The sequence below is a fragment of the Arthrobacter sp. RAF14 genome, from assembly GCF_052114185.1.
GTDB lineage: Bacteria > Actinomycetota > Actinomycetes > Actinomycetales > Micrococcaceae > Arthrobacter_E.
Genome location: NZ_JBFREG010000001.1, coordinates 1182553 through 1197315, shown reverse-complemented (window position 1 = coordinate 1197315; position 14763 = coordinate 1182553). Strand labels below are relative to the sequence as shown.

The following is a 14763-nucleotide window of genomic DNA, read 5'->3' as shown; positions in this document are numbered from 1 at the left end:
CATGGACATTGATGAGGAGGGCGCCGAGGTGACGGTCGAAAGCATGCTCGCGCAGCGGGCGGGCCGCGCAAACCTTGGCGCACGCGCCGAACGAGTCGTTCAGCTGCTCCTCCAGATGCCCCAGTTCGGCTCTTACGCCTCCGCGCGGGAAGTCGCCGAACGTGCCGGGGTGAATGTCTCCACCGTCGTCCGCACCGCTCAACAGCTGGATTACGACGGATGGACCGATCTGCGCAACGCGCTGCGCGGAGAATATCTCCACTCCCTCGTGGCGAAGGAAGCCGAACGGCCCCTCTCCCGGGACACCGCGGCTCAAATGCTGCGGCGGGACACCGCGAACATCACCGCCGCCTCATCACAGGAAAACCTCGACTCCATCAACGCCGTGGCAGAGGCGATCAGCTCCGCCCGCCGAACGGTCGTGATCGCCACCGGATCAGCCACCGGGCCTGGCCAGATCCTCAGTTATCTCGCCTCGATCTACGGGTACGACATCCGTCTTGCCGCCGGCCCCGCCACCGAGCAGACAGTCGCGGTCTCGCAGCTGGATGAACGGGATTGCCTCGTTGTCCTGAATGTCTGGCGCCTCACCCGGACACTGCGTTCGCTGACCCGGCTGGGACACGAGAACGGAGCCACGGTCGCCGTCCTGACCGACCTGCATTCCTCACCACTCAACGAGGACTCCGATCACGTGGTGATCACGCCGATGGAAGGTCTCGGAGCCAGCCCCTCCCTCACCGCGATGGTCGCCGTTGTGCAAGCAATCCTCGCGGAGCTCGAAAGGACCGCCACCACCTCGTTCGCACGCGTGGAACAGGCGTGGGACGCCCTCGGCCTGATGGAAGACCAAGCCTAGGCGGCGTTGAAACCGGGTCTCACCTGTGGTCAACAACCTCGCCATTCAAGGTGCGATGACAACGCCAGAGCTGTGCGCGGCTCTCGGTTGGTCGCGGACGGATGTCTCTCGAGTCACTGCGAAGTCGTTGGACATCAGACCGGTTGCGGAAGAGGTCAGAGCACATGGTGGTCGAGGGCGCCCACAGTCTGAGGCATCGGACTCAGGCCGGGTTGGAGCCTTGTGGTCGCGCTACACTCGTCCGATGAATGGCACTCGAAAGGCGCTAACGGTCGCGGATGGCACCACTCTTTCGTACCGAGTCTTCGAAGGCTCCGGCCCTGCGATCGTCATCCTGCACGGGCTGGCCGGGAGCAGTCACGAATTTGTCCCAACTGCTCAAGCTCTCGCCCCACGCAAAGTGGTCCTGATCGATCAGCGAGGGCACGGCTTCAGCACACGGATACCTTCCGACACTTCGCGAGAGGCCTTTGTCGACGACGTCGTCGCAGTCATCGATGCTGAAGAGAATGAACCGATAGATCTCGTCGGGCAATCCATGGGAGCACACACCGCCTTCCTTGTCGCAGCGGCGCATCCAGAGCTCGTGCGTCGGCTCGCACTACTGGAATGCAACGAAGGAAGCGGCACGGCAGAAGATTCTGCTGCACTCGGTGATTTCTTCCGCTCCTGGGAAGTGCCCTTCATCACTCGGGCGGTGGCGACGGAAACGTTAGGACGAGGACCGTTGGCGCGGGCTTGGGCCGACGACCTGGAAGAACGCAATGGCGGGCTTTATCCCCGATTCGACGCGGACGTGATGGAGCGGATCTCGGTTGAACTGAACGTTCCGCGCTGGAGCGAGTGGGAGAGCGTCTCCGCTCCCACGCTGGTCGCGTACGCCGACAACGGCATGTTCAGCGAGGAACAAAAGAAGGCCTTTCTCGCCCGTGGTAAAAACGCCCGCCGCTACGATCTCACGAATGCGTCACATGACGCGCACCTGGATGCTTTTGAACAATGGGCTACCGAGCTTCGGGCCTTCGTGAATCCCTGAGACCAGGGAAACGGCTCCCTGCCCTCACTCCCGACCGCCGCTAGAGCCACCTGGACGTGCCCGGCCGACTCTGGTGGGAGCCGCTCTCGAGGCGATTCGCTCCTTGACTGCACAGTCGTCACGAGTCAGAAGAACTGGTCCAGAAGCCGGTAGAAGCCGAGACGATGGTCGTCGGGCTGATCCACCCCATAGCGGGACAGAAAGCGCTCCGCGTGGACCTCCCCATACTGCGGATTCTGGTCGCTGCACATACTCCTGGTCGCCAAGGCAAGGTCCGCGTACCGATCAGCACGACCCAGCCGACCGACGTCGAGCACTCCCGTCACAGCGAACGTTTCTGGATCAAGGACGACATTCGGAAGGCAGAGGTCACCATGACACACCACCACGTCCTCCGACGAGGGCGCGGTGGAATGCAGTTCAGCCAGCAACTGGGAAGAAGTCCGGCCGTTGTAGTCCGGTTCCAGACGCGCTTGATCAAAGCTTCCGCTCCTGACCGCCGCCTCCGCGGCCGGAAGCAGACGTTCAAGGCTCCGATCGAAAGGGCAATCCATGACCGAAACGGCATGAAGACTCCGGGCCACATCGGCCAAGGCGTCCACAACCTTCAGGCGCTGCCCTGCTCCCCAAGGCTCAGCCGCAGACCTGCCTCGCAACGCCTTCGTGACCAGCCACGCCGCGTCATCCCTGACTCCCATCTCGACCGCTTCTGGAGCAGGAAATCCAATCCGAGCCAGCCATGCGAGTCGTTCACCTTCGGCAATCAGGTCGTATCCCGTCAAGTCGTCGCTGACCATTCGGGCGACCTTGACGTAGAGCCCCTGAGAACCTTCTAGTTTGAACACCCAAGCACTTGAGCACCCTACCGTCACCGGAACCCAGTCATGCTCTGAATATGACCGGCGAAGGGACAGCAGCAAAGACTCCACCCGACGATCATAGGTGCCGGAAAGTGGGTGGCATCGAGCGATGTGTGATGCCGTTTTATCACGGCCCCGACCCACGTCAGCAGCGCAGCGGGCGTCGGCGGAGAAGGTGGAACGCTCCGGCAGCCCGGAGTTGAGGACACCGAGTGGAGCCCGCGCCGAAAGGACCAGATTCCGGCCCCACTCGTGGGCACAGCGACCCGCTCTCGGCCGAGAACTACGCGCTCATAAACGCTGAAGGGCCGGTCTCTCGACCGGCCCTTCATCTGTGGAGGTAAGGGGATTCGAACCCCTGACCTTCTGCATGCCATGCAGACGCGCTACCAACTGCGCCATACCCCCATATTCACTTGTCCGCCGCGTCAGGAAATCGTTCCCCGCCGCTGCAACTCATATAGCTTAGACCACCGACGCCGGATCACCCAAATCGGGTTCTGACCTGCGCATCCACCCGCGCGGGTGCGCGCCGGCCAGGAGCTCAGCGATGCCCATCCAGCGACGTCATCACCGTCATCAGCAGACTCTTCAGCTTCTCGGAATCCTCACGGCCGAGCCCCACGATCTCACCCAGGCGGCCGGGCACCTCGGCCACCACATCACGGAGCGCCAGCCCCTCGGGGGTCAAAGACACCAGAACCCGACGTTCATCCTCGGGCGAGCGGTGCCGGGTCAAACGCCCGGCCGCCTCCAGGCGCTTGAGCAACGGAGTGAGGGTGCCACTGTCTAGACGCAGCCGCTCCCCCAGCTCGCCGACACTCAGCGAACCCTCCGCCTTCCACAGCGCGAGCATCACCAGATACTGCGGGTAGGTGAGACCCGACTCGGCCAGCAGCTCCCCATAGGCGCGCGTCACGGCGCGCGATGCCGCGTGCAGCGGGAAGCACAGCTGCGCGTCGAGGTCGAGTTGTTCGTAGGACATGCCTCCATTCTAGATTGCGCATTTGTATTTTGCACAATATAGTTTTGTACATGACTACAAAAGCTCTCTACACCGCCACCGCCGTCGCCCATGGAGACGGGCGCAACGGCCACATCCAGTCCTCGGACGGCCTCCTCGACGCCCCGGTCCGCACTCCGAAGGAACTCGGCGGCGCCGGCGGGGCCACCAACCCGGAGCAGCTCTTCGCCGCCGGCTACGCCGCCTGCTTCCACTCGGCGCTCAAGCTGGTCGCCGCGCAGGCCAAGCTCGACGCCGGCGAGTCCGAGGTGGTGGCCGATGTCTCCCTGCACTCCCTCGACAACGGCGGCTACGGCCTTTCCGTCCGCCTCGAGGTCGACCTCCCCGCACTCCCCCGCGAGCAGGCTCAGGAACTGATCGAGAAGGCCCACCAGGTCTGCCCGTACTCCAACGCGACGCGCGGCAACATCGACGTCGAACTCGCGGTGGCCTGACATGACCGTCCTCGCCGTCGTCGGCCTCATCCTCAGCGGCATCGCCGCGCTGGTGCACGTCTTCATCTTCTGGATGGAGTCCTTCGCCTGGACCTCCCCGCGAGCGCGCGCCGTGTTCAGCACGAGCGAGAGCGAAGCCTCCGCCACTCGTGAGCTGGCGTTCAACCAGGGCTTCTACAATCTGTTCCTGGCGATCGCCGTCATCCTCGGCATCATCCTCGTGGCCGCGGGCCAGCCGGCCGTGGGCAACACCCTCGTCTTCACCGGCGCCGGCTCGATGGTGGCCGCCAGCCTGGTCCTGCTGCTCTCCAGCCCGGAGAAGGCATCCGCAGCGCTCAAGCAGGGCGTGATCCCCGCGCTTGGCGTCATCTCCCTCACTCTCGGCATCACCCTCTGACCTGGAAGGAACCCCATGACTGACTTCACCACCACCGAGATCCAGCTCGCACGCCGCCCCGAAGGCTGGCCCGTGCCGGAGGACTTCAACACCGCCACGGTCACGCACCCCGAGCTCGCGCCCGGACAGGTTCGCGTCCGCAATGAGTTCATCTCCGTGGACCCGTACATGCGCGGCCGGATGAACGACACCCGCAGCTATGTCGCCCCCTACCCCCTGGGCGAGGCCATCGCGGGCGGCGCCATCGGCCGTGTGGTGGAGTCCGCGTCCGAGGACCTGCCCGTCGGCACCGTGGTGCTGCACCAGCACGGCTGGATGGACGGGGTGCAGGACGCCGCCGAGACCTTCCGCGCGGTCCCCGAAGTCCCGGGTGTCCCGCTGTCCCTCCGCCTGCACATCCTTGGCATGACCGGCCTCACCGCGTACGTCGGTCTGACCGAGATCGCGAACCTCAAGGAAGGCGAGACCGTCTTCATCTCCGGCGCTGCGGGCGCTGTCGGCACCGCCGCCGGCCAGATCGCCAAGCTCCTGGGCGCCAAGCGCGTCATCGGCTCCGCCGGCTCCCCCGAAAAGGTCGCGCTGCTCACCGAGAAGTACGGCTACGACGCCGCATTCAACTACAAGGACGGCGACGTGCGCGAGCTGCTCGCGGCCGCCGCGCCGGAGGGCATCGACGTCTACTTCGACAACGTCGGCGGTGACCACCTGGAAGCGGCCCTCGATGCTTTCAACGACGGCGGCCGCGCGGCCCTCTGCGGCGCGATCTCCGCGTACAACACCACGGAGCGCACGCCGGGTCCGGACAACATGGCCAATCTGATCACGCGCGGTCTGCGGCTTCAGGGCTTCACCCTGGGCTCCTACCTGCACCTCGGCCAGGAGTTCTCCGAGCGCATGAACAGCTGGTTCAGCGAAGGCCTGATCAGCTACGACGAGACGGTCGTGGACGGCATCGAGAACACCGTCGAGGCGTTCCTCTCCATGATGCGCGGCGCCAACACCGGCAAGATGCTGGTGAAGATCTGATTTGAGCTGATCTGATCCCGCGGGCCGACACCCGGCCTTTCGCGCCCGAAGACCCCTGCTTCTGTTGGGGGCCCACTGAAATTTCCGTGGGTCACCCGCAGAAGCGGGGGTCTTCCTGCGTCAGGACCTCCCGTTCACCCCGGAGAGCACGGAAGGGCCCCGGAACCTCTGCGGTTCAGGGGCCCTTCCGTCACGACTCGCCCTCCCCAGTGCGGCCGGGACTGACGGACGGGACTACTTGGTCCCGCCCAGGTGTGCCGCCCACGGGTAGTAGACGTAGTCGAACGACGCCGGCGCGCCGGAGATGCGGTTGTTCATCCAGACGTCGTTGCGGAGCTCCACGCCGGGGAACATCGGGGTCATCTCATCGAGCAGCTTCTTCTCCGCCTGGGACACCACGGACGCGCGCTGCGCGGGATCCTTGGTGGCGCGGGCCTGCGCGAAGAGGGTGTCGATGCCGCTGTAGCCCGACTGGTTGAACATGCCACCGGTGACTGCCGTGGCGGCCAGCCAGTCCAGCGGGTTCGGGATGCCCGGCCAGAACTGCGTGTAGAGCAGATCAGTGGAACCGCGGGTGGCCGGATCGTACAGGTAGTTCGAGTACCCGGTGGCCGGGACCACGTTGAGCTTGAACTTCAGCCCGATCTTGTCCGCGGAGTCCTTGATCGAGACGCCCAGCTGCTGGGTCTCGGCCTGTGCCGGGACCACCAGGCTGATCTCCTTGGCCTTCACCTCCGCCGGAACATCCGCCAGCAGGGCCTTGGCCTTCTCGATCTGCGAGGTTCCGTCCGAGGTGACGGTCCCTGCGAGCTTGTTCAGCTCATCCTTCGCGAAGCCGTACACGGTGGGAGGGGTCTGGAGCTTGCTCGGAGTGCCGAGGCCGCCGAAGACGGTCTGGCCGATGCCCTTCCAGTCGATGGCCAGCTGCAGCGCCTTGCGGACGTTGGCGTTCGCCAGGGCGCCCTTCGGGTTGGCCACCACCAGCGTGGTCTCAAGCGGCGCAGCGCCGACGTAATACTTACCTGCCGACGAGGCCTTCAGCTGCGCCACACCCGAGGTGGGCACGTTGTACGTGCCGTCGATCTGCCCGGCCAGCAGGCCCGAGGTGATCGCGTTGTCATCCGTGAGGAACGTGAAGTCGATCTGCTTCACCTTGGGCTTGAGGTCCTTGTTCCAGTACCCGTCGTAGCGCGTGGCGGAGATCGACTGGCCCTGAGTCCATTTGGTGAACCGGAACGGACCGGTGCACATGAGCCCGGTGTCCGGCGACCCGAACTTCTTGCCCGCCTTCTCGTGGAAGGCCTTCTCCACCACCACTCCGGCGGAGCTGGCCATCTCCTCATTGAAAAGGTAATCCGGCTTGCTGAGTTTGACGGTGACCTGATGCTCACCGGACTTCTTCACCGACGCGACATTCCCGTAGAGGTAATTGGAGAAGGACGTCTTGTCCACCAGGTTCCGGTCCAGGCTGTAGGCCACATCATCAGCGGTCATCGGCTTGCCGTCCCAGAAGGTGACGTCGTCCCGCAGCTCGTACACCCAGGTGAGCGGGTCGGGATTGGAGAACGACTTCGCCAGGCCCGGTTTGATCTGGAAGTCCGGTGTCTGCTGCAGCAGGTTCTCGCACATGTTCGAGTTGATCATGTTCGGGGTGTAATCGGCCGCGTGATAGGGATCGACCGTCTGCGGCTCGCCCTGGAAGACGTTCCACGTGACCTTGTCGACTTCGGCGCCGCCCGCGGGGGTGAACGTGGTCAGGCCGTCCGTTCCCGGCGTCGTCGTCTGCACGGCTTTGCTGCTGCAACCGGCGAGCGCCACGACGGCGAGGAGGCCGACGGCGACCGCCGATGCACTGCGGCGCCACAGGCGGAGGGGAGATGGGTGGTGCATGGGTGGCTCCTTGATGAGGGTGGTGCGGGGAACGGGGTCGGTCAGGATCGCGCGGAGACGGTGGACGGGTCCCAGCCTTCGCGCGGGACGCTGTCACGCAGAAGGCGGGTGTACGGATGCTGCGGATGGTCGAGCACCTCGGCCGTGGGCCCTCGCTCCACCACCGCGCCGTGGCGCATGACGATCGTGTCGTCGCAGACCTGGCGGATGACGGCCAGGTCGTGGCTGATGAACAGGTAACTCACGCCGCGCTGCTCGCGGATCTCGGAGAGGAGGTTGAGGATCTGAGCCTGGATGGAGACGTCCAGTGCCGACACCGCCTCATCGAGGATCAGGATCTCGGGTTCGGCGGCGAGCGCGCGGGCGATGGCCACGCGCTGCCGCTGACCACCGGAGAGCGCCTTCGGCAGGGCGCCGAGCTGGCGTTCGTCCAGACCCACCAGATCACCGAGTTCGCGGACCCTGCGCCTGGTCTCCTCCCGGTCCAGCCGGAAATGGACGCCCAGCACCTCGGCGAGGCAGTCGCCGACCCGCTGGCGACGGTCCAGCGAGGTGTACGGATCCTGGAACACGATCTGGATGTTCCGGCCCCGTTCGCGCAGTTCGCGGACGGTCCGGGCCGGACGGGTCCGGTCCTCCCCTCGGAACAGGATCCTTCCGGCGCTGGGCTGCTCCAGGCCGATGATCATCCGGGCGGTCGTGGTCTTGCCGGACCCTGACTCCCCCACGATGCCCAGGGAGCCTCGCTCCCCCAGCTCGAAACTCACGCCGTCGACGGCGGTGGCTTCGTGCCTGCCTTTGCCGAAGGTCTTGGTCAGCTGCTCGACGACGAGCAGAGGCGAGGTGTTCACAGGGTCTCCTCCCCCGATGCGGCGGACGACGACGTACCGGCCGGCATGGACGCGGACACCCCGGCCAGCAGACGGCCATGCAGCTCCGGCATGCGGAGACAGCGGCTGTCCCCCTGCTCGCCGATCCGCAGCAGAGGCGGCACCCCGGCACGGCACGCCTCCTGGACGAACGGGCAGCGCGGGGCGAAGGCGCAGCCGTCCGGCGCCTCATAGGCCGTGGTGGGATGACCCGGCAGGGCCGGAAGACGCACGGCCCGATGGGTGATCTCCGGCCGCGCCTGCACCAGGGCTGCCGTATACGGGTGCAGCGGGTCGTGGTGCAGTCTGGACGCCGACTGACGTTCCACCACCTGCCCGGCGTAGAAGACCACCGTGTCGTCGCAGACCGCACTGGCCAGTTCCAGATCATGGGTGATGAAGAGCATCGACATGCCGTACTCGGCCTGCATCCTCTTCAGGATCACCATGACCTCAGCCTGCGTGGTGACGTCCAGTGCCGTCGTCGGCTCGTCCGCCAGGATGAGGCGCGGCCGGACGGCCACCGACGCGGCGATCATGACGCGTTGCAGCAGACCACCGCTGAGTTCGTGCGGGAACTGACGCAGACGGCGCTCCGGATCGTGGATCCCCACCTCCTCCAGGAGCGCGACGGCGCGGGCCTCCGCGGCCTTCCGCGTCACCTTCTGATTGGTGCGCAGGGCCTCGGTGAGGAAGTCGCCGATCCTGCGGACAGGATTGGTGTGCGCCCGCGCGTCCTGGAAGATCATCGAGACGTCACCGGCACGGTACTTGCGCAGCGCCTCGCCCCGCAGATCGAACACTTCCCGGCCATCGAAGCGCACCTGCCCCGAGACCTCGGCCCCGGGTGGCAGGAGGCGTGCGATGGTCCGGACGGTCATGGACTTGCCCGAACCCGATTCACCGACCAGCCCCAGGGCCTTGCCCTCCTTCAGTTCGAAGGACACGTCCCGGAGAACCGTCCTCAGTTCGTGGGCCACGGGCAGCCGGACGGTCAGGCCGTCGACGGCGAGCAGCGGGCCGGATGGCGGGTTCATGCGCGGGCCTCCGAGCGTTCCGTGAGACGGTCGCCGAGCACATTGACGGCGGCGACAGTGATGACGATGAGGGCGCTCGCGAAGAGCGCTTCATCCGGGTGACCCCGCAGGATGCCGGACATCCCGGTGCCGACGGTGGCACCCCAGTCCGGTGTGGGCGGCTGGACTCCCAGGCCGATGAAAGACAGTCCGGCCAGGTCCATGAGGGCGAAGCCGAAGGCGAGGGTCGCGTTGGCGACGATCAGTCCGGCGATGTTCGGCAGGATGTGGCGCAGGGAGATCAGGACTCCCCGGACGCCCTGGACCCGCAGGGCCGCGACGTAGGGCAGATTGCGTTCGCGGAGCGCGGCGCTGCGCACGATCCGGCCGATGTACGGGATGTACGCGATGGCCAGCGCCGCGATGGCGGCGGTCAGCCCGGCTCCGAAGAGCGCGGTGGCGAGGATGGCGAGCAGCAGTCCGGGGAAAGCGAACACGGCATCCATCACACGCACCGACACCTGGTCGAACCAGCCGCCGAACCACACGGCGGCCAAGGCGAGGCTGGTGCCGAGGACCGTGGAGACGAGCACCACCAGGAAGGGGCCGAGCAGGGCGGTCTGCGCGCCGGACAGCAGGCGGGCCAGGAGATCCCGGCCGTTCCCATCCGTGCCGAGCAGATGGTCCCCGCTGGGGTCCTGATAGGCCTCGGACAGGCTGACGGCATTCGGATCGGTGCGCACCAGCAGGGGGCCCAGCACCGCCAGCAGGACGATGACGGCCAGGACACCGAAGGCGATGCGGCCGGACACCCCCAGGGTGCCGGAACGGCGCAGACGGCGCGCGCTCCGGGCGATCATGCGCCGATCGGCTGCGGCGGTGGTCATGAGGCGCTCCTTCCGAGCGAGACCCGAGGATCGAGAAGGGAGTACAGAAGATCGATGACGGTGTTCAGCACGATGAACGAGCCGACGTAGACCAGGCAGATCGCCTGCACCACGGGGAAGTCCTTCTGCTGCACACTGGAGACCAGGAACTGGCCGAACCCGCCGAGCTGGAACACCTGTTCCACCACCACGCTGCCCGCGATGAGGCCGGCGATGGTCAGGCCGGCCACCGTGAGCACCGGCATGGCGGCGTTGCGGATCACGTGGCGCTGGACGATGAACCGCCGCGGCAGTCCACGGCTGATCGCGGTCTGCACGTGGTCGGCCTGAAGCTCTTGCCGGATGGCGGCCTGAGCGAGGCGTGCCACGAAGGCCACCGAAGCCAGGGCCAGGCCCAGGGCCGGGAGCACCGTGTGATAGACGGCGTCCAGGCCAGGCGTGCCGGCGCCGAACACCGGGAACCAGCCGAGGTTCACGGCGAAGACCAGGATCAGCAGCACGGCCGCCACGAAGGTGGGGACGGCCATGATCGCGGTGGCCACCCCCATGGTGGAGCGGGACACGATCCCCGGCTTGAGACCTGCGAAGACACCGATGGCGAGCCCGAACACGAGCACGATCACCGCTGCCATCGCCACCAGGAGCAGGGTGGCCGGAGCCCGGGCCGCGAGCAGTCCGGAGACCGGCTGGTTGTAGATGATCGAGGTGCCGAAATCGCCCTGCAGCACCCCGCCCAGCCAGCGCAGGTACTGGAGCCACAGCGGATCGTCGAGGTGGTACTGGGCCTTCAGCTGCGCGATCCCTTCGGGCGGGAGGGACCGGCCATGCGTGAGGAACGTGAGGGGGTTGCCGGGCGCGGCGTACAGTGCCCCGAACACCACCAGACTGGCCACGAATAGCGTGGCGAGCAGGCCGCCGATCCGCTGCGCGATGAACCGGAGCAGTCCCCAGTCGAAGCTGCGCGGCGCGGTCGGCTGGGAGGCGGCTCCGGCGTCGGTCTGGGCGCTCATGCGAGGAGCCTCTCGGCCGCGGCGTGCTCCCGCTGATCCGTCGTGTCCTGCGCCAGGTGCACGGTCCTGCCGCCGACGACGGTCCGCACCACGCGCGCTTCGAGGAGTTCCTCGAGCGGGCGGTTGAAGACGTCCCGGTCGAGCACGATGAAATCGGCATGGAGCCCGGCGGCCAGGCGGCCGTAACGGTCCTCGGACCGGCAGGCCCAGGCGGCATCCCGTGTCGCGTGCTCGATCGAGTCCACGAGAGGCACCGCGTACTTCGGCAGATTCGCCTCCCGGGCCGGGTCCAGGGCGGAGCGGCGGGTGGCGGCCACATACATATTGGGCAGCGGGGACTCGGGTGACGTGGGCGAGTCCGTGCCGAAGACCAGGGGCGCGCCCGCGTCGCTCATCTCCGGCCAGGGGTAACCCCGCTCGATCCGGGCGTCCCCGAGCTGGGCACGCCAATTGTCCTGAATGGCGGGGTCCGCGTGGACGGGCTGCATGCTCGCGGTGATGCCGAGGGCGGCGAGTCGCTCAATGTCGGCCGGGTCCGCCACTTCCAGGTGTTCGATCCGGTGGCGTCGTTCCGCGGGACCGTTCACCGCGATCGCCCGCTCGACCGCAGCGATCGCGATCCGGATGGCTTCATCGCCGATGGCGTGCATGGCCACCTGAAGCCCGGCGGCGTCGGCGGCCACGACCACCGGTGCCAGCTCTTCGAGGCTCCAGACGGGGTCGGCGGTGCTCCCGTCGGCGTACGGTGCACCGAGGGCGGCCGTGCAGCCGTCCACGGTCCCGTCCACCATGACCTTGATGCCGGCGATCCGCAGCCACTCGGAGCGGTGCTCGGCGGCGAGACCGGCGGCCTTGTCCACCTGGGTGAGATTCTGCACGGGATCCCCGGTGGGCTGGACACGCCAGTGTGCCACGATGCGCGCGGTGAGGGTCCCTTCGCGTTCGGCACGCTGCATGGCGGCGAGGTCGCCGTCGTCGAGCGCCATTTCGGTGGTGGCGGTGACGCCCGTCTGGCGGTAGCTGTCCAGTGCTGCGGCGAGGGCGTCGTCACGGTCAGCGTCACTGACCTGGGCGTCCAGCACGGGCCACACGAGGCGGTGCATGGCGGTCTCGTCGACGTAACCGGTGGCGTGTCCCTCCGCGTCGCGATGGACGGTGCCGCCGGGCGGGTTCTGGGTGTGGGCGTCGATGCCCACCATGTCCAGCGCGGCGGTGTTGAGCCAGATCGAGTGGAAGTCGTAGGCCTGCGCGAAGACGGGACGGTCGGAGACCACCGTATCCAGCTGGAGGCGGTCGGGCGCACCGCCCGGCAAGGCGCCGTGATTCCAGCCGTGAGCCCGGATGACCGGGGCGTCAGGGTGGGCGCGGGCCCACTCACCGATCCGCCGCTGGATCTCCTCCACGTCCGTGGCGCCCCAGAGGTCCACCTGGACCGCGGCCTCTCCGGTGCCGACCACGTGCGCATGCCCGTCCACGAAGCCGGGCAGGACGGTGGCGCCGTCCAGATCAACGTCCTCGGCCTCATCACCGCCGAGGCGGCGGGCCGTCTGCTCGTCGCCGACATAGGCGATCCGCCCGTTGACGACGAGCAGTGCCTCCGCCCACCGGCGCCTGTCCGCCGTGAAGAACCGGGCGTTCCCATACAGTTCGGATGCCAACGCTGTCCTGCTTTCCTTGACCGCTGATACGTGTCCCCCGGCCGCTCCACCAGGTCCGGATGGTCGATCCGTGCACCCGGGGTGAGCCGTGCCGTGGAACCTGCGCCAAACCTAGGGAAGTAAAATGTTTTACTCAAGGAGTTTTCGCGTCACCCGACGCCCCGGTCGCGAGTCCGGGAATGAAAAAGGCTGAAAATGACTGTGATTCAGCTCACTAGCACCGCTTCCGGGTCGATGATCCAGGCACGTCTCACAACCGTCGCAAGGCGTCACAATCGACCGCGCGGCTCGTGAAAAGGTCCGGGCGGAGCTCGCTGCGGAGCCGCCCGGCATCGCGCGAGGCGGCACGGCGACTTTCAGGGCGCTGCAAGAGAGCGGTGGAGGGACCTCAGAACGCTGAGGCGGCGCCGCAGATCACGACGCCGGATGCGACCAGCGCCGAGGGCGGAGAGAACGACGCGGACAGCGTCGTGGATCACGCCGGGCTCCTCACGGGAGCAGGACGGCATCGATCCGGGAGAGATCGGGTCCCGCCCGGGCCGGGGTCACCGGGAGGGCGTCAGCCGTCCTTGCGGCGCACCATCTCGGTGATCCACACCGGGGCGAAGGGAGAGGTGCAGCCCGGTGGAGTGGGATAGTCCTTGAGGACCTCGAGCCGCTCCCCGATGTCCAGGGCTCGGGCCCGCAGTGCCGGATGTTCGATGCCGATCTGAGCCAGGCAGTGGTTCATCGCCCACTGGAGTCGCTCGGGCGCATCCTTCATCCGGGCCTCGATCACGTCCAGGAGTCCGTCCAGGTCCAGACCCTCGGGCTTCTTCGCCACGCGGTCCACGGTGAGCATCCATCCGGCGCTGGCCACCACGGGATCCGGGTCTCCGAACCAGGCCAGGCGCAGTTCCTCGGTATGCGGGGATTTCTTCACCACGTAGTTCACCAGCCAGTCCTGCACCTTGGGCGCACGGGCTTCTCGCAGCATGGTGTCGAGTTCGTCGCGGCTGAAGTCCTTGGGGCGGCAGATCAGCAGCGAAAGCAGCCTGGCCGCGGTGTCTCCTGTGGCCCAGAGCTCCCGCGCCAGGTCCTGCTGGACCTTCAACCGCTTGGCGATGGCGCGCAGCTTGCCCAGGTTCACGCCATGGTCGTCGCCATGCCGGAGATTGACCTCCCGGGCCCGGGGATCCTCAAGGGCCGCGAGTTCCTCCAGGAGCCCGGCCACGGTGGTGGCTTCCATCGTTCCGGCCATCGTGTCTCCTGTCCCGGTGAACGTTCAGCAGTCCGGACGAACCACCGCGTGATTCAGCCTACGCCGCGCGAGGGCGCCCGCGTAGAGAGCGCGGGAACACAGCGGCGGATGTGCGCCGGCCCGGTCAGACCTTCTTGACCACGCTCGACTTCAGCTGCATGGGACCGAAACCGTCCACCTTGCAGTCGATGTCGTGGTCGCCAACGCCGTCGATCAATCTGATGTTCCGCACTTTGGTGCCCACCTTGATGGCCGTCGGACTGCCTTTGACCTTCAGATCCTTGACCACCGTGACGGTGTCGCCGTCCGAGAGCACATTGCCCACGGCATCCTTGATGACCTTCCCGGCGCTCTCCTCGGCCGGAGCAGGCTCCCATTCGTGAGCGCACTCGGGGCAGACCAGAAGCGCGCCCATCTCGTAGCTGTATTCGCTGGAGCATTCGGGGCAGGGAGGCAGGGTTTCACTCACCGTCAGATTTTATCCGGGCGGGGGCTCCTCTCCGCACCGAGCTCTCGTCCCCGCAGGGGCCGGCCGCAGACGCGCTGCAGCCGGCCCG

At 66.9% G+C, this 14763-nt stretch carries 15 protein-coding genes and 1 tRNA gene; 5 read left to right on the top strand and 11 right to left on the bottom strand.

The annotated features are described in order from the left end of the window. Position 1 precedes the first annotated feature (1 nt). Positions 2 to 859, top strand: a complete 858-nt coding sequence (locus tag AB4Y75_RS05650; protein ID WP_441434869.1) for a MurR/RpiR family transcriptional regulator — start codon at positions 2 to 4, stop codon at positions 857 to 859. Positions 860 to 1103: 244 nt separating this feature from the next. Next, positions 1104 to 1895, top strand: coding sequence for an alpha/beta fold hydrolase (locus tag AB4Y75_RS05645; RefSeq protein WP_441434868.1), 792 nt, complete (start codon positions 1104 to 1106; stop codon positions 1893 to 1895). 125 nt (positions 1896 to 2020) lie between these two features. Here AB4Y75_RS05645 and AB4Y75_RS05640 read toward each other — a convergent pair whose 3' ends face one another. The 3 genes from AB4Y75_RS05640 to AB4Y75_RS05630 all read right to left on the bottom strand — a co-directional run bounded on the left by AB4Y75_RS05640 (position 2021) and on the right by AB4Y75_RS05630 (position 3740). Then, positions 2021 to 2815 carry an APH(3') family aminoglycoside O-phosphotransferase gene (locus AB4Y75_RS05640; protein ID WP_441435268.1) on the bottom strand — a complete coding sequence of 265 codons (795 nt, stop codon included), beginning with the start codon at positions 2813 to 2815 and terminating at the stop codon, positions 2021 to 2023. A gap of 275 nt (positions 2816 to 3090) precedes the next feature. Beyond that, positions 3091 to 3163, bottom strand: a tRNA-Ala gene (locus AB4Y75_RS05635). A gap of 136 nt (positions 3164 to 3299) precedes the next feature. Beyond that, entirely contained in the window at positions 3300 to 3740 is a 441-nt protein-coding gene (locus AB4Y75_RS05630; RefSeq protein WP_441434867.1) for a MarR family winged helix-turn-helix transcriptional regulator, read from the bottom strand. A 50-nt stretch (positions 3741 to 3790) separates the two neighbouring features. Between AB4Y75_RS05630 and AB4Y75_RS05625 the strand changes: the two genes are divergently transcribed. From AB4Y75_RS05625 to AB4Y75_RS05615, 3 genes are read left to right on the top strand one after another with little or no spacing between them, the layout of a single operon-like run. After that, positions 3791 to 4213, top strand: a complete 423-nt coding sequence (locus AB4Y75_RS05625; protein ID WP_066210439.1) for an organic hydroperoxide resistance protein — start codon at positions 3791 to 3793, stop codon at positions 4211 to 4213. 1 nt (position 4214) lies between these two features. Then, positions 4215 to 4610, top strand: a complete 396-nt coding sequence (locus AB4Y75_RS05620; RefSeq protein WP_441434866.1) for a DUF1304 domain-containing protein — start codon at positions 4215 to 4217, stop codon at positions 4608 to 4610. Positions 4611 to 4625: 15 nt separating this feature from the next. Continuing rightward, positions 4626 to 5636 carry an NADP-dependent oxidoreductase gene (locus AB4Y75_RS05615; RefSeq protein WP_441434865.1) on the top strand — a complete coding sequence of 337 codons (1011 nt, stop codon included), beginning with the start codon at positions 4626 to 4628 and terminating at the stop codon, positions 5634 to 5636. A gap of 234 nt (positions 5637 to 5870) precedes the next feature. Here the strand turns inward: AB4Y75_RS05615 and AB4Y75_RS05610 are convergent, their stop codons facing one another. The 8 genes from AB4Y75_RS05610 to AB4Y75_RS05575 form a co-directional block, all read right to left on the bottom strand. Continuing rightward, the gene (locus AB4Y75_RS05610; protein WP_441434864.1) at positions 5871 to 7526 is read right to left on the bottom strand and encodes an ABC transporter substrate-binding protein; all 1656 of its coding nucleotides are present in this window, start codon (positions 7524 to 7526) and stop codon (positions 5871 to 5873) included. Positions 7527 to 7567: 41 nt separating this feature from the next. Next, positions 7568 to 8377 carry an ABC transporter ATP-binding protein gene (locus AB4Y75_RS05605; protein WP_441434863.1) on the bottom strand — a complete coding sequence of 270 codons (810 nt, stop codon included), beginning with the start codon at positions 8375 to 8377 and terminating at the stop codon, positions 7568 to 7570. Then, positions 8374 to 9432, bottom strand: a complete 1059-nt coding sequence (locus AB4Y75_RS05600; RefSeq protein WP_441434862.1) for an ABC transporter ATP-binding protein — start codon at positions 9430 to 9432, stop codon at positions 8374 to 8376. The genes AB4Y75_RS05605 and AB4Y75_RS05600 overlap by 4 nt, the downstream gene beginning before the upstream one ends. Then, positions 9429 to 10298 carry an ABC transporter permease gene (locus AB4Y75_RS05595; RefSeq protein WP_441434861.1) on the bottom strand — a complete coding sequence of 290 codons (870 nt, stop codon included), beginning with the start codon at positions 10296 to 10298 and terminating at the stop codon, positions 9429 to 9431. Before AB4Y75_RS05595 ends, AB4Y75_RS05600 begins: the two co-directional genes overlap by 4 nt. Further along, positions 10295 to 11308: an ABC transporter permease gene (locus AB4Y75_RS05590; protein WP_441434860.1), complete on the bottom strand. Its 1014-nt coding sequence runs from the start codon at positions 11306 to 11308 to the stop codon at positions 10295 to 10297. Before AB4Y75_RS05590 ends, AB4Y75_RS05595 begins: the two co-directional genes overlap by 4 nt. After that, the gene (locus tag AB4Y75_RS05585; protein WP_441434859.1) at positions 11305 to 12966 is read right to left on the bottom strand and encodes an amidohydrolase; all 1662 of its coding nucleotides are present in this window, start codon (positions 12964 to 12966) and stop codon (positions 11305 to 11307) included. The genes AB4Y75_RS05590 and AB4Y75_RS05585 overlap by 4 nt, the downstream gene beginning before the upstream one ends. Before the next feature lie 559 nt (positions 12967 to 13525). Continuing rightward, positions 13526 to 14206: a DNA alkylation repair protein gene (locus AB4Y75_RS05580; RefSeq protein WP_441434858.1), complete on the bottom strand. Its 681-nt coding sequence runs from the start codon at positions 14204 to 14206 to the stop codon at positions 13526 to 13528. 124 nt (positions 14207 to 14330) lie between these two features. Further along, a complete protein-coding gene (locus tag AB4Y75_RS05575; RefSeq protein WP_441434857.1) occupies positions 14331 to 14675 on the bottom strand; it encodes a zinc ribbon domain-containing protein YjdM in 345 nt (114 codons plus the stop codon). Between the last annotated feature and the right edge of the window lie 88 nt (positions 14676 to 14763).